This window comes from Clostridium tagluense, from assembly GCF_003865095.1.
Lineage (GTDB): Bacteria > Bacillota > Clostridia > Clostridiales > Clostridiaceae > Clostridium_AD > Clostridium_AD tagluense.
Map to the genome: position 1 here is coordinate 188,905 of NZ_BHYK01000001.1, position 14,759 is coordinate 203,663.

General features: G+C 31.7%; 13 protein-coding genes, 5 tRNA genes and 1 riboswitch. Of the genes, 17 read left to right on the forward strand and 1 reads right to left on the reverse strand.

The annotated features are described in order from the left end of the window. Positions 1 to 17: 17 nt before the first annotated feature. The 7 genes from Ctaglu_RS00920 to Ctaglu_RS00950 all read left to right on the forward strand — a co-directional run bounded on the left by Ctaglu_RS00920 (position 18) and on the right by Ctaglu_RS00950 (position 6,524). Complete coding sequence (locus tag Ctaglu_RS00920; protein ID WP_124997123.1) at positions 18 to 416, forward strand: F0F1 ATP synthase subunit epsilon; 399 nt, start codon at positions 18 to 20, stop codon at positions 414 to 416. Between the two features lie 295 nt (positions 417 to 711). Then, positions 712 to 1,431 (forward strand): YwmB family TATA-box binding protein, encoded by a 720-nt coding sequence (locus Ctaglu_RS00925; RefSeq protein ID WP_124997125.1) that lies wholly within the window; start codon positions 712 to 714, stop codon positions 1,429 to 1,431. A 27-nt stretch (positions 1,432 to 1,458) separates the two neighbouring features. Then, positions 1,459 to 2,718 carry a UDP-N-acetylglucosamine 1-carboxyvinyltransferase gene (gene murA, locus Ctaglu_RS00930; RefSeq protein WP_124997127.1) on the forward strand — a complete coding sequence of 420 codons (1,260 nt, stop codon included), beginning with the start codon at positions 1,459 to 1,461 and terminating at the stop codon, positions 2,716 to 2,718. Between the two features lie 217 nt (positions 2,719 to 2,935). After that, positions 2,936 to 3,979, forward strand: a complete 1,044-nt coding sequence (spoIID, locus tag Ctaglu_RS00935; RefSeq protein ID WP_124997131.1) for a stage II sporulation protein D — start codon at positions 2,936 to 2,938, stop codon at positions 3,977 to 3,979. 229 nt (positions 3,980 to 4,208) lie between these two features. Then, positions 4,209 to 4,988, forward strand: coding sequence for a M23 family metallopeptidase (locus Ctaglu_RS00940; protein WP_124997133.1), 780 nt, complete (start codon positions 4,209 to 4,211; stop codon positions 4,986 to 4,988). Positions 4,989 to 5,108: 120 nt separating this feature from the next. Beyond that, entirely contained in the window at positions 5,109 to 5,363 is a 255-nt protein-coding gene (spoIIID, locus tag Ctaglu_RS00945; protein ID WP_124997135.1) for a sporulation transcriptional regulator SpoIIID, read from the forward strand. Positions 5,364 to 5,489: 126 nt separating this feature from the next. After that, on the forward strand, positions 5,490 to 6,524 hold the full coding sequence (locus Ctaglu_RS00950; RefSeq protein ID WP_124997137.1) for a rod shape-determining protein: 1,035 nt from the start codon (positions 5,490 to 5,492) through the stop codon (positions 6,522 to 6,524). 106 nt (positions 6,525 to 6,630) lie between these two features. Here the strand turns inward: Ctaglu_RS00950 and yyaC are convergent, their stop codons facing one another. After that, positions 6,631 to 7,185, reverse strand: coding sequence for a spore protease YyaC (yyaC, locus tag Ctaglu_RS00955; RefSeq protein ID WP_124997139.1), 555 nt, complete (start codon positions 7,183 to 7,185; stop codon positions 6,631 to 6,633). 154 nt (positions 7,186 to 7,339) lie between these two features. Here yyaC and Ctaglu_RS00960 point away from each other — a divergent pair, with 154 nt between their 5' ends. The 10 genes from Ctaglu_RS00960 to Ctaglu_RS01005 all read left to right on the forward strand — a co-directional run bounded on the left by Ctaglu_RS00960 (position 7,340) and on the right by Ctaglu_RS01005 (position 14,409). Beyond that, positions 7,340 to 8,023 (forward strand): hypothetical protein, encoded by a 684-nt coding sequence (locus Ctaglu_RS00960; RefSeq protein ID WP_124997141.1) that lies wholly within the window; start codon positions 7,340 to 7,342, stop codon positions 8,021 to 8,023. 210 nt (positions 8,024 to 8,233) lie between these two features. Then, positions 8,234 to 8,308, forward strand: a tRNA-Thr gene (locus Ctaglu_RS00965). A gap of 5 nt (positions 8,309 to 8,313) precedes the next feature. After that, positions 8,314 to 8,398, forward strand: a tRNA-Tyr gene (locus Ctaglu_RS00970). 26 nt (positions 8,399 to 8,424) lie between these two features. After that, positions 8,425 to 8,500: transfer RNA gene (locus Ctaglu_RS00975), tRNA-Val, on the forward strand. A 28-nt stretch (positions 8,501 to 8,528) separates the two neighbouring features. Then, positions 8,529 to 8,603: transfer RNA gene (locus tag Ctaglu_RS00980), tRNA-Thr, on the forward strand. 5 nt (positions 8,604 to 8,608) lie between these two features. Then, positions 8,609 to 8,693 (forward strand) — tRNA-Tyr (locus Ctaglu_RS00985). Positions 8,694 to 8,800: 107 nt separating this feature from the next. Next, a riboswitch (SAM riboswitch) is annotated at positions 8,801 to 8,902 on the forward strand. Positions 8,903 to 8,989: 87 nt separating this feature from the next. Then, positions 8,990 to 10,165, forward strand: a complete 1,176-nt coding sequence (gene metK / locus Ctaglu_RS00990; protein WP_124997143.1) for a methionine adenosyltransferase — start codon at positions 8,990 to 8,992, stop codon at positions 10,163 to 10,165. A gap of 288 nt (positions 10,166 to 10,453) precedes the next feature. Further along, a complete protein-coding gene (gene recD2, locus Ctaglu_RS00995; RefSeq protein ID WP_124997145.1) occupies positions 10,454 to 12,697 on the forward strand; it encodes an SF1B family DNA helicase RecD2 in 2,244 nt (747 codons plus the stop codon). Positions 12,698 to 12,727: 30 nt separating this feature from the next. Continuing rightward, on the forward strand, positions 12,728 to 13,756 hold the full coding sequence (locus Ctaglu_RS01000) for a hypothetical protein (RefSeq protein ID WP_124997147.1): 1,029 nt from the start codon (positions 12,728 to 12,730) through the stop codon (positions 13,754 to 13,756). 53 nt (positions 13,757 to 13,809) lie between these two features. Continuing rightward, positions 13,810 to 14,409, forward strand: a complete 600-nt coding sequence (locus Ctaglu_RS01005; RefSeq protein ID WP_124997149.1) for a ComF family protein — start codon at positions 13,810 to 13,812, stop codon at positions 14,407 to 14,409. The last annotated feature ends 350 nt before the right edge of the window (positions 14,410 to 14,759 follow it).

Sequence of the window (14,759 nt, forward strand, 5' to 3'; positions counted from 1 at the left end):
AAGGTCAGTGTTTTTATATGGCAAAAAATATAAAACTAACTATACTTACTCCTGAAAAAGAGTTTTATAGTGGCGAAATCCTGAGGCTAAACACGGAAGGTGAGGATGGGAGATTTACTATCCTTGCGAGTCATGTTCCTATGGTATCTCCATTAAAACCAACAGTTACAATATTTACAGATTTAGCTGGTAAAGAATTAAAAGTCTTTACATCAACAGGGATATTGAGAGTATATACGGACAACGTAGAAATATTATGCAGTGCCTGTGAGTGGCCGGAAGATATAGATATTTTAAGAACAAAAAAGGCCAAGGAAAGAGCAGAAGAAAGATTACTTCATACTGATGGAATTGATCTTAAAAGAGCAGAAAATGCTATATTAAGATCAATTATGAGAATGAAGACAAAAGAATAATAGATTACAAAATGGAGATATTAATTTATTTCCATTTTTTTTTATGCTTAAAAATCTGGTTAAATTTTTTTTAGCACATTTTCATTGAAATTTTATATATTAGTAATATAGTGAATAGATTTGTAATAAAACAAATTGGTAAAATACCCCTACTAATATAATCAATGGAATAACCCTCTTCACATTTGTGCTGAGGGATGATTTTATTAATAGTAAAAATATTTAAAAACCATTATTTATAGAATAAAATAATAAATTATGGTCAACAATTTAATTGAAGGGTAGGGGGATTAAAATGAAAAGAAAAAGCATTGCACTTTTGTGTATAGTATTGTGCCGGATTATTTTACAGATTAATGTTATATCGTCCAATGCACAGGAGAAAGTTAATTTGTTTGATGAAATATTAGTACAAACTAAAAGCAAAACTGTAGAATACGGATTGAAAGCATGTTTTAAAACTGGGGAAGACCCAAAAACAGTTTGTAATTATTTAATTAAAAATTTACAATTTGACAATAGTGAAATAAAATCAAACAATTATGAAAATGAAGATTCATATTGTATAGAATTCTCAAATGGAAGTCTTAAGGGGTATATAGAAGCCTTAAAACACAATAATGAGAATGTTATAACAATAAGCATAAGCAAGATAGATAATCAAAATGGTTTAGAGTCTCTTAAAAATAAAATTAGTCATGCTATTCCCAGTAGAGGCGAAAACATTAAATACTTTCAATACTTGAAGGCGAAAATACTAGAGAGTAGTATAAGTGAATTCAATGAAGATACTTATGCTGTTAATAAAAGGATAATAAAAATTTTAAAATCTCATGGAACTTGTAATATTGAGACTGTAAATATAAACAACGGACTAAGTACTATAGCATATACAAAACAGTACGGTAGCATGGTAAACAATAACAAGCTAATTGATTTTAATTATGCTGTATGTAATTATTCATCTGGAAGGTACATTATTATAGGCACACCTGAAATAATTACAACTTATTAAAAACTAACAATATAATGGAGGAAAAAAATGGATAAATTAGTTATAAAAGGTGGGAAAAAATTACAAGGTGAAGTGAATATTAGCTCAGCTAAAAATTCAGTGCTTCCTATACTTGTAGCAACCATATTAAACGGTAATAATTGTACCATTGAAAATGCGCCTATGCTTGAAGATGTATTTGTAATTTGTGAAGTACTGAAATCTCTTAAAGCAAATGTTAGTATAGATAAAATAAATAATAAGGTGAAAATTAATACTGCTAACCTATTTGATAATGACGCAAACGATGAATTAGTAAGAAAAATGAGGGCATCTTTTTTAATAATGGGTCCAATGCTTGGAAGGTTTGGAAATTTCAAAATATCACTACCTGGGGGATGCAATATTGGAACTAGGCCGATTGACCTTCATTTAAAAGGATTATCTGCACTGGGAGCAGAGATATCAGTAGGACACGGGTACGTGGAAGCAAAAGCAAAGAAATTAAGAGGTAGCAATATATACTTAGATTATCCTTCAGTAGGTGCTACAGAAAATATAATGATGGCAGCAACACTTGCAGATGGGGAGACAGTAATAGGAAATGCGGCTGAAGAACCAGAAATTGTAGATTTAGCCAGGTTTTTAAGGGCTATGGGAGCACAGATAAGTGGCGAAGGAACAGACACTATAAGGATTCTAGGAGTTAAAGATTTTAAAGAAGTTGTTTATAAGCCTATATATGACAGAATTGAAGCGGGGACATTTATGATAACCGCAGCGATTACCAAAAGTCTCATTAAAATTAATGGTGCTGATGGAGTCCATTTAAAACCAATAATAGCAAAGCTTACAGAAATGGGAGTTGCGATAGAAATAAATGAGAATAGCATAATAGTCGATGGAAGGAAAAAACTAAACCCCGTAGATATAAAAACTATGCCATACCCTGGATTTCCTACAGATATGCAAGCTCAGATGATGAGTTTATTATGTACTGTAAAAGGTACAAGTATAATTACAGAAACTATATTTGAAAATAGATTTATGCAAGCCGTAGAACTCAAGAGAATGGGAGCAAATATAAAAATAGATGGTAGAAGTGCAGTAATAGAAGGTGTCGACACGTTTACAGGTTCAGAGGTCACAGCTACAGATTTAAGAGCGGGAGCGGCATTAATCCTTGCAGGGCTTACTGCAGAGGGGGCAACTACAATAAGTGATATATATCATATTGATAGAGGTTATGTTTCTATTGAACAGAAATTAAAGGGGTTAGGTGCAGATATAGAAAGGGTGAGTTCTTAAAATAGTGGAGAAACCAAATTATAATGGGATATGCAGTTAATATTATAGTTTCAAAGGTGATAATTTAATATGGAATTTAGAGAATTGAGATATAAGTTATTAATATATTTCAATTCTTTTTTTCATTATAGAATTAGCGATTTAAAAAAAGTAATATTATTTATATTTATTTAATATGTATAAAGTGATATTTATTTTATAACGAGAGGAGAAAAGAATGAGAAGAGTTTTTATTACAGTACACTTGAAAAACTTTATTCTATTAAGTGTTGCATTTATTTCTTTTATAGTTATAGCTTCTGTGTTAATAGTGGGAGTAGGGGATAATAAAAGCTTAAATAAAGGTGAAAAGTATAAAATTAAATCAGAAGAATACAAAAACATTATTAAAAGTAGCTCAATTCCAAAAAATTATAAGATGAAAGTACTCATATCAAAGGAAAACACTATAAAAGAAATTGATTTAGAAGAATACATTACTGGAGTTGTTGCATCTGAAATGCCTGCAGAATTTGAGCTGGAAGCTTTAAAAGCTCAAGCAGTGGCATCTAGGACTTACGCTTTGGCTCATGTTACTGAATTAGGTGGAATACTATGTAAAAATGCTAATGGAGCAAATTTATGCGATACAGTCCATTGTCAAGCCTATATGAACAAAGAAGATCGCATAAAGTTATGGGTTAAGGATGGTAGAAAATATTGGGATAAGATTAAAACGGCGGTTGAATGTACACAAGGGCAAGTTCTAACCTATAACAATAGTTTGGTAATGGAGCCTTATTATTTTGCAACTAGCAGTGGTAAAACGGAAAACTCAGAAGAGGTATTTAGCAATAAGATACCTTATTTAAGGAGTGTAAAAAGCGGAGGTGAAGAAGGAGCACCAAAGTTTAAGAGTAGTAAAATTTTTGGGTACAATGAGCTAAGTCAGATTATAAATAACAATTATAGTAATGCTAAGTTGACTTCGGCTAGCATAAAAAAGCAAATAGTAATAATTGATAGAACCAAGGCCGGAAGTGTTAAAAATATCAAAACAGGTAATATAACTATGACAGGCAGTAAATTTAGAACTATGCTAGGACTGAATTCATCAAATTTTGAAATAGTGTTTAATTTAAAAGGTGTAGAAATAGATTGCACTGGTTATGGCCATGGGGTAGGAATGAGCCAATGGGGTGCAGATGCTATGGCTAAGGAAGGCAATAACTATACTCAAATATTAAATCATTATTACATTGGAACGGTTATATCCAAATAAAAATTATACTAATAAGTTAGTTATCCTTTTTATAAAGATAACTGGCTTAATTTTTTTGGAGAAACTTATAATATTAAAAAATAAAAAATGTTAAATATAGACTATATTTCAACCTATAGAAGGTAAATTTGAAGAAATAAAATAAAAATGTTAAATAAGTGCAAAAAAAATTTATAAAATATGTATGTTTTAATACAATATGGACAAAAATACAAATGGAGGTGTTTGTATGGATAACAAAGCAAACAATAAGACATTAAATTTTTTTAAGAAAGAAGGCTTCTATGTAGTTTTATTTATTTGTTTATGTATAGTAGCAACAGTAGCAACTATAACGGCAGGTAATAATAAAAAACTTTCAAGTAAGCAAGCAGCAATTCAAAAGGAACAAGCAAATGCAGGGGACGTTCTGAAAGAACAAGAAAAACAATATCAAGACGCTCTTCAAGTAAAAAAAGAAAATTTGGCTAAGACTAAGGGGCTTAAACCAGTACCTAATATTAAAAAGGTTACAACTGGAAATTTAACTGCACCAGTTTCTAAATCAGTTAATGCTATATTTGAAAAACCTGTAGCTAATGGACTCTTAGCAAGAGCATATTCAAAAGATATTGATCCAGTTGTGTGGAAGACCGATGGAAGCTATAGAACTAACTTAGGTATTGATATTAAGGCAAATATAGGTGAGCCAGTAATAGCTGCTATGGACGGAATAGTTAAAGAAGTTGGAACTGACTTAGCTAAGCAAAAGGGTAAGATGGTTATAATAGATCATGGAAATGGCTTTATTACTAAATATTCCAATTTGGAAGAAAAAATATTAGTAAAGATAAATGATAAAGTCACCAAAAAACAGAAAATTGGTTCTGTAGGAAACACTAGTTTAAACTCATATAAAGAAGACTATGGATCACATCTACATTTTGAAGTTTTGCAAAGTAGTAAGAATATTGATCCTGCTAGATATGTAAAATATGAGAAATATCAACCGGTAGTAATAAAACAATAACCAATAGCCATATCAATTAGTCATTTTTCCGAAATATATGGCAAAATGACTAATTGGAATGGAATTTAAAATGGAGTTAATGCATATTTATAAATAGAGAAGGGTCAAGGAGGTAACACTTTGAAAGACTATATTGAAGATCGAGTACTAGAAGTTGCTAAGTATATTATTGAGTCAAAAGCTACAATAAGAAGAACTGCCAAAGTGTTTGGAGTTAGCAAAAGTACTATACACAAGGATATGACGGAAAGATTGCCTACAATAAATCCTCAAATTGCCAGCGAGGCAAAAATAATTTTGGACTTAAATAAATCTGAAAGGCATATTAGGGGAGGAAGAGCAACAAGACTTAAATATAAGGCAGTAGAAGGATAAAAACATTTCAAGCAAAAACAAAAAAATATTAAAGCTAAAAAAAGAGGGTTTTTTTATGGCTTTATAGAATAGAGTTTAGTATAATTTAAATAATGAATATACTAAAGAGCAGGAGTGAGTTTTGAGATGTTTTTTTTTAGAATGGGTACAGACATGGGAATAGATTTAGGTACAGCAACAGTGCTTGTATATATCAAGGGAAAGGGTGTTATCTTAAAAGAGCCATCTGTTGTTGCCATAGATAGAAATAACAATAAGGTATTGGCAGTAGGAGAAGAAGCGAGGCAGATGATAGGAAGGACACCAGGCAATATTGTGGCCATACGTCCTATGAGGGATGGCGTTATTTCAGATTATGATATAACAGAAAAAATGTTGAAGCATTTTATTAGTAAGGCTTGTGGTAAAAGAAAGCTGTCAGCTCCAAGAGTTGTCATATGCGTTCCTTGCGAGGCAACTGAGGTAGAACGAAGAGCGGTACAAGATGCAGGTAGAAATGCTGGAGCTAAGAAGGTTTATCTTATAGAGGAACCACTAGCGGCTGCAATCGGAGCAGGACTTGATATTACTCGTGCAAGTGGTAATATGGTTATTGATATTGGTGGAGGGACTACAGATGTTGCGGTTATTTCTTTAGGCGGCATGGTTGTACATGAATCAATTAAAGTAGCTGGAGATAAGTTTGATGACGATATTATAAAGTATATAAGGCGAAAACATAAGCTAATGATTGGTGAGAGAACTGCAGAAAATTTAAAAATCAATATAGGCTGTGCTTATAAACAAGATGAAGAGACTACAATGGAAATAAGAGGAAGAGATTTAATCACAGGACTTCCTAAAAACTTACAAGTAACCTCGGAAGAAATGCGAGAAGCTTTAAAAGAGGCTGTGAATTCAATAGCAGAATGCACGCATTCAGTGTTAGAAAAAACGCCACCAGAGCTTTCAGCTGATATAGCTGACAAGGGTATAATTATGACTGGTGGAGGTTCACTGTTAAAAGGACTAGATAAACTTATACAAGAGATCACTAAGGTCCCAGTATACCTTGCTGAGGATCCCGTTTCATGCGTAGCACTGGGAACAGGTAAAGTATTGGATTATATGGATAACCTAGATAGTTCATTTAATGGTGGAGAAAAATATTTAGCAGACTAAAAAGTGTAAACAAGCTATATGAATAAGCAATACAATTAAACTAATAATTGTATTGCTTATTTTTTTGTTATATAATGCACTTTCAATTTAAAACTCTGAGTAATTATTAAATTGGATTTGAATTTTTATCTTCATTATTAAGTGAATATAAATAATATGAATGCAAAAGTGAACGGCTCAAAACAGAAGCAATTTCCATTACTAAACTAAGTCTTATGTTTCGATTAGTGAATAATTCACTATCATCACTTGAATCTACTATACCTATTAATGAAACATTACCTACTTTAGGAAGTGTTTTTCCTACACCTTTACCAGGATGAATTGGATAGTTTCTAGCTTGAATTTCACCAATATTCGATATGTCTCCTAAACATGCGTCTACACCTATTATAGTGCAATTTGGGTGTAGTGCATTTATTTTAGATAATTTACTATCGATGTTTAAGGCATGGATTGGGTTATCTATAGTGCCATATACAGGTAGTGGGAAGGAGCTATCTTTTAAAAATGTACCCACCAGTGGTCCGAGACAATCACCTATACATCTATCAGTGCCTATGCAAACAACTAAAGTGTTTTGGTCAATATAGTCTTTTAGAAAGTTAGAAATTGTATAGTATGCTAAAGGGTCTTTATAATGGGTTTTAGCTTTACTCAAGAAATATACCTCCTTGTATTGCGCTGTGAATAAATTATTTTCTTACCAATAATTTATATGAAAAAATTCTGTGTATTATTATGAAAAAAGAATAAAAAAGCGATAAATTGGAAAATAATCTATATATATATTAATTATTTGAGGTGATATTAACATGAAGAAAAAAAATTTACTCTTTGTTATTATATTTTCTACTGTTGTAAGCGTATTTAATATGGTGTATTACAGTAGCGTTGCAATTAAGGCGAAGTATTATGAAGAAAACAACCTAAGAAAACAGGTAGTAGCTGAATGTAAAAAGGTTTATATCTGCCCCAAAAATACAAATAATAACCAGGGTAAAGTGGTGAAAGAAGATGAGGAAGAATATTCTAATGTAAAAAAAAAATCAGGAAAAGAGGATTTGGCTAAGAAGGAATTAAGCGATGAAGAAAAAGGTAGTGATAATTTGAGCATAAATCCATTAAGGGAAGATATTGAAAAAAAATCGGATGAAGATATGCTCAATGACATATATTCACCTGGGAAAGAGGATAGTCTAGGGGAATTAAATTATAATAGTAAAAAGCAGGCACAATCAGTATTTAAAGTCTCAACAGGGAAAATACAAGAAAATCTAACAACTTCTGATAAAATAAAATTACTATATGTAAGCCTTCAGTTAGGCAAAGAGAATTATAAAAAAATGGAAGAATATTTATATGCAGTGGATGCCGAGGAAGGAGTTCTTAAAGCCCTTAAGTTATTAAAAGACGATTTATCAAAAAAAGAATATGAAAAAGTGAGAAAAATAGCTGGAAAGTTTATAGATATGGATGCGGCAGAAAGACTAAAATAAATTATATTGTGGTAATTAGTATAAGAAAGAGGTATCTTTTTTTTTAGTACGAATAATAAGTTGTATTAATGCTTAAAATAGAGTAAATATGTGAATGCCATAGCAATGTAGAGAAGGAATCGCTATTTGGAAGAAAATGAGCTTGAAATTAAATGATTATAGTTATATAATAATTCTTGTCGACAGGGTAAAGAGATAAAAACAAAATATGCTGGCATGGCTCAACGGTAGAGCAGCTGACTTGTAATCAGCAGGTTGTAGGTTCAATTCCTATTGCCAGCTCCAAAAGTGGAGGAGTTCCCGAGTGGCCAAAGGGGGCAGACTGTAAATCTGTTACGTAATGTTTCGATGGTTCGAATCCGTCCTCCTCCACCATTTTCATTAGCTTTACAATAAATTATGGGAGCATAGCTCAGCTGGGAGAGCATCTGCCTTACAAGCAGAGGGTCACAGGTTCGAACCCTGTTGTTCCCACCATAATAATTTTTTTAAAAATAAAATATATGCTGGCATGGCTCAACGGTAGAGCAGCTGACTTGTAATCAGCAGGTTGTAGGTTCAATTCCTATTGCCAGCTCCATATATGGAGGAGTTCCCGAGTGGCCAAAGGGGGCAGACTGTAAATCTGTTACGTAATGTTTCGATGGTTCGAATCCGTCCTCCTCCACCAAAAGACATCTGTAGATGTCTTTTTTATTTATTTAATTTTAAAGCAAATAGGAATTGTTGACACTGAAAAGCTTATGTGGTATTATAATTAAAACTTAATATTGATAACTCTTATCAAGAGAGGTGGAGGGAAAAAGGCCCTATGAAACCCGGCAACCGGTCAATGTACCATGGTGCCAATTCCTGTAGATTTATTCTGCGAGATAAGAAGGATGGTTAAAACACCTCTTCTTATAATTAGAAGGGGTTTTATTTTTTAAAAAACAAAATTTTTCCGTATTAGAAAGGAGAATTATAATGAAAAGACTATTTACATCAGAATCAGTTACAGAAGGACATCCAGATAAAATTTGTGACCAAATCTCAGATGCTATACTTGATGCTATTTTAGAGCAAGATCCTTATGCTAGAGTTGCTTGTGAAACAGCAGTTACTACAGGGATGGTTTTAGTTATGGGGGAGATAACAACTAGTTGTTATGTAGATGTTCCTAAGGTTGTTAGAAATACTATTGAAGGTATAGGATATACTAGAGCAAAATATGGATTTGATGCTAGTACTTGTTCAGTTCTAACATCTATTGGAGAACAGTCAGCAGATATAGCTTTGGGAGTTAACGAAGGATTAGAGTCTAAGAAAGGCACGCAGGATAAGATAGACTCTACAGGCGCTGGAGATCAAGGTATGATGTTTGGATTTGCAACTAATGAAACGCCGGAATACATGCCACTTCCAATTGCTATGGCTCATAGACTGGCAAGAAGATTAAGTGAAGTAAGAAAGAATGGCAAGCTTAACTATCTAAGACCAGACGGAAAGACTCAAGTTACTGTAGAGTATGAAGATAATAAGCCAGTAAGAATAGATACTATTGTTATTTCAACTCAACATGGAGAAGATGCAACTCATGATCAAATTGAAAGTGATTTAATAGAACAAGTAATAAAGCCTATAGTTCCAAGTGAATTATTAGACGAAAACACTAAGTATTATATAAATCCTACAGGTAGATTTGTAATTGGAGGACCGCAAGGAGACTCTGGTTTAACAGGAAGAAAAATAATAGTAGATACTTATGGTGGATACGCAAGACATGGCGGTGGCGCATTCTCTGGTAAAGACCCAACAAAGGTTGATAGATCTGCTGCATATGCTGCAAGATGGGTTGCTAAAAACTTAGTAGCAGCAGGAGTTTCAGATAAATTAGAAATCCAGTTAGCTTATGCTATAGGTGTAGCTAAACCGGTATCTATAGAAGTTGAAACTTTTGGAACTGGAAAAATTGAAGACGATAAAATTGTTGAAATAATCGGAAAAGTATTCGATTTAAGACCAGCTGTTATTATAAGAGAGTTAGACCTTAGAAAACCTATTTATAAACAGACAGCAGCTTATGGACATTTTGGAAGAACTGATTTAGACCTTTCATGGGAAAGACTAAACAAGGTTGAACAAATAAAAAAATATTTATAAAATGCAATAGAAAATATTTACAATGAAAAGAGGGATAACAATTATTAATTGTTATCCCTCTTTTTTCTAAGTAATAAAAAAAATTACTCCAAGGCAATTGAGATAATTATAAATATATCAAATTTTATTTTATTATTTGGATTATTAAATGGTATTTTGATAAAACTTAAGATAGGGGTATACTGAAGGTGAAAAACGTAAAGTACATATGATATAATAAGAACAATACTTATATTAATATTAATATAAGTATTGCTACTATATAAATTTATAAATAGGGGAGATTTTATGCCAGAAATACAAGGAATCATAGAAGATATAGTATTTCACAATGAAGAAAATGGGTATATTATTGCTCATTTGCATGCTGTAAAGCAGCAAATAACCGTTGTAGGAATTGTACCCTACATAAGTGAAGGTCAAAATTTAAAATTAACGGGAGAATGGGTTAATCATCCTCAATTTGGAAAGCAATTTAGAATAGTTTCCTGTGAGGAAATAATACCTAGTTCTATTGCAGGTATAGAAAAATATTTAGCTTCAGGAGTTATTCAAGGAATTGGACCAGTAACTGCTAAAAAAATTGTAAAGCACTTCGGAGAAAATACCATGAATATACTAGATAATGAAATCCAAAGGCTAAGGGAAATTGATGGTGTAGGAGAAAAAAAGATTAAATTAATTTTGGAATCTTATTCTAAGCAACGAGAAGTTAAAAACATAATGATATTTCTTCAAACCTATGGAGTAACACCTAATCAATGCGTTAAGATTTATAAAAAATATGGAGGAGACTCTATAAAGGTAGTACAAGATAATCCATACGTGTTAACGGAAACTATTGCTGGCGTAGGATTTAAAATTGCTGATAAGATAGCTCGAAGTTTAGGTATTGACAAAGAATCACCTTTTAGAATACAAAGTGGAATTAATTATGTTGTTAATGAATTTTGTGCTATGGGAAATACTTATATGCCACTGGTCAGGTTACATAAGGAAGCTGAAAACATTCTTGGAGTTTCCGAGGAAGAAATTGAGAAGAATATTTTTGACAATGTTGTGCAGGGAAGATTGAAAGTGGAGAACATTGATGAAGAAAAATGTGTATTCACTATGCCTTTCTACTATTGTGAATTAAGTATTACTAAAAAAGTTATAAATTTATCTATAGCAAAATATGAAAAATTAGATTTAGACATTGAAGAGGAAATTGAAAAATTTGAAAGCGAAAAAAACATAAAATTTGCAATGTCTCAAAAAGCTGCTATTTGTGGTGCGGCGGCAAATAGTATGGAGGTTATAACTGGAGGTCCTGGAACAGGCAAAACTACTATAATCAATTGTATTATAGATGTGTTTGAAAAAGCAGGAATGAAAGTATTTATGGCTGCGCCTACTGGGAGGGCAGCTAAAAGAATGACAGAAGCTACTGGCAGGGAAGCTAAAACTATACATAGGTTACTCGAGCTTGGAATGAGCGGCGATGATGGGTCGCAGTTTTTTAGAGGCGAGGAGACACCTTTAGATTGTGATGTGCTAATTATCGATGAAGCTTCTATGATAGATATAATGCTTATGAATAGTTTATTAAAAGCTATCAGCATAGGAACTAGACTTATAATTGTGGGTGATGTGGATCAATTGCCATCTGTGGGGCCAGGGAATGTATTAAGGGACATAATTGACAGCAACTGCGTTAAAGTGGTTAAGCTTAAGGAGATTTTTAGGCAAGCTAGGGAAAGTATGATTATTGTAAATGCTCATAAAATTAATAATGGTGAAATGCCTATCTTAAACAAAAAGGATAAGGACTTTTATTTTATTGAAAATGATGAGCCAGACAAAATTTTAGACAGTATAATCACGTTAATTAATACAAGGCTTCCGAAATTCAACAAAGAGTGGGACAAAATGAAACATATTCAAATACTTTCACCTATGAGAAAAGGAATACTAGGTATAGAAAATTTAAATGAAAAGCTTCAGGCAATATTGAATCCAAAGTCTAAATATAAGAAAGAAAAGGAATATAGGAATACTATATTTAGGGTAGGGGACAAGGTCATGCAAGTTAAAAATAATTATTCTATGAAATGGAATAAATTGAGTGCAAATCATGAAAAAGATGGCGTTGGAATTTTTAATGGGGATGTAGGGTATGTTTGCGATATCGATGAAGATAATGAAAATGTCATTGTAGTTTTTGATGACGATAAGCGGGTAGAATATGAGGGAGTATTTTTAGATGAACTAACTTTAGCTTATGCTATTACTATACATAAAAGTCAAGGTAGTGAGTTTGAAGTTGTAATTATGCCTATGTTTATGGGACCACCACTTTTAATGAACAGAAATTTGCTTTATACAGGAATAACTAGGGCGAAAAACATGGTTGTTTTAGTGGGAAAAATAAAAGCTATTAATTTTATGAAGGATAATAATAGAAGTTTTGAAAGATATTCTGCTCTAGGATGGAGAATAAGAGAAATAGTAGATGCGGATTTAAGCCATGATGAAAATCAGCACAATTAAATTAATATTTAGCTGTAAAGGAGATTTTACATGTATTTCTACGCAAATTTAAACCTTAGTAAGGAAAAAGATGAAATTAGCAAAGAAATTTTAAACTGTTCATTAAATGGCAAAAAAAGAATTGATGTTGTGTCCATGTTTTATAATTCATCTGATATATTGCTTGAAACTATAATTGCATATGCTAATGAAAAGAAAAATATATTGTATATAACTAATGAAGATGTGCGCAAAATTGATATTATTTACTTTATAAATAATTTTAGTAATTTAGGAAAATATGTACATACCAGTGGATCAAATTATAGCAGTGTCAATGAGCATTTATATATATGCAATCATGAAAGTGCATTAGGACTCCAAGAAAAATTTGATTTGGTTATTTATAATGAGATTAGAAATTTTCCTAAATATAACAAACAACAAATAAAAAAAATATTATTGAAGATGTGCAGCGTAGAAGGTACAGCTATAGCTTTTTCAGTAGAGAATATTTTAAGTGAAGGTACAACTATTATCTTCCCGTTAACAAACAATAAAATTCCGATTATAGAGCCTAGAATCATAACTACTAGAATAAATCTTAATATTGACATACCTTTGGTAGTTTATGAATATCTAAATTGGTCAATTATATCTAATAGAAAAGTAATAATTTTTACGCCAGACGCCGAAAAAGCAGAGGCTTTATTTAAGTATTTAAGCAATTTGAAAGAAAAGTTGAGTGAGGATTTATTTTTATATATTAGTAAAAAAAGTGATGCGAGTATTCCCAGAGTGTTTATGAATAAAGATAAGGGAATAATAGTAACTAATGACTTTGAAGAAAGTTATCTAGAATTCCATGCCGTGGATGTTATAGTCTATTTTGCTGATAATATTAAATTTACTCATAAGCAACTGTTATATCTATCAAGTAAGGTTGGAAGGTATGAAAATATACAAAGGGGTGAGGCAATATTTTTAGCTAATGTTGAAACTACGCAAATGGATAAGGCTCAAAATATAGCTAGAAAATTTAATAAGAAAGCGTGGGAAAAAGGATTATTAAATATATAAAAAATCTAATTTATTGTTTAGTTCAGCTTATATATTCAGGTGATGAAAATTGTGTGATCTGCAATGAATATACCAATGAGTGCGAACCATTATGCACTCATTGTAGGAAAAAATTAAGGCGATGCACCGAAAGCTTTTATATATGCCATAATGAAGAAAAATATCTTGTTTGGTCAGTGTTTTATTATTCAAATATAGTAAAAGAGTTAATTATCAGGCTAAAATATAAAAGTGATTTTGCATGTGGAGAGATTTTAGCAAAGTATATGCTAGAACTTGTAAAAAGCAATGAACTAAAGTTTGACTTAATAGCTTACGTACCCATGACTAAAAAAGCACAAAAAAATAGAGGGTATAACCAAAGTGAGTTTTTGGCAAATTATTTATCAAGGTTTTTAAATATTCCTGTATTTTGTAATTTAATTAAAACTATGGATACTAAGGATCAAATAGGTCTAAGTGGTGAAGAGCGTTGGAGTAACATGGAAAAATGTTTTGAGATTAAAGAAAATAAAATTATAAAAAATAAAAATATTTTAATAGTTGATGATGTTATGACTACTGGGGCTACAGCCTTTAATTGTGCACACAGGTTAAAAAAAAGTGGAATAAATAATGTTTGCATATTGACTATAGCCAAAAGTAAGGTATAATACTTATTGTAGTAAGTTAGGTTTGTGGTTGAAAGTCGATGCCAGTCGCAGGCGAAACGATCCACGTAAGTTAAACAAAGTTTAGCGAGCATGGTGCGGCTTAGAGGTTAGTCCTGCCGTTTAGTAGACGAGAGTGTAAGTAGTGAGAGGTTAATTCCGGGTAGCAAAAGCTCCAGCAGGCGAGTGTGGGGTCAAAGACCAGGTCAACTAACTTAATACATAAAAACTCCTAATATCATATTAGGGGTTTTTATTTTTTTAGCATATAAGAATATGTGATATATATATATATATATATAATTGAATATGTTTTTTCAAAATTCGTGTAATTTAACTATACCATAAGGTGA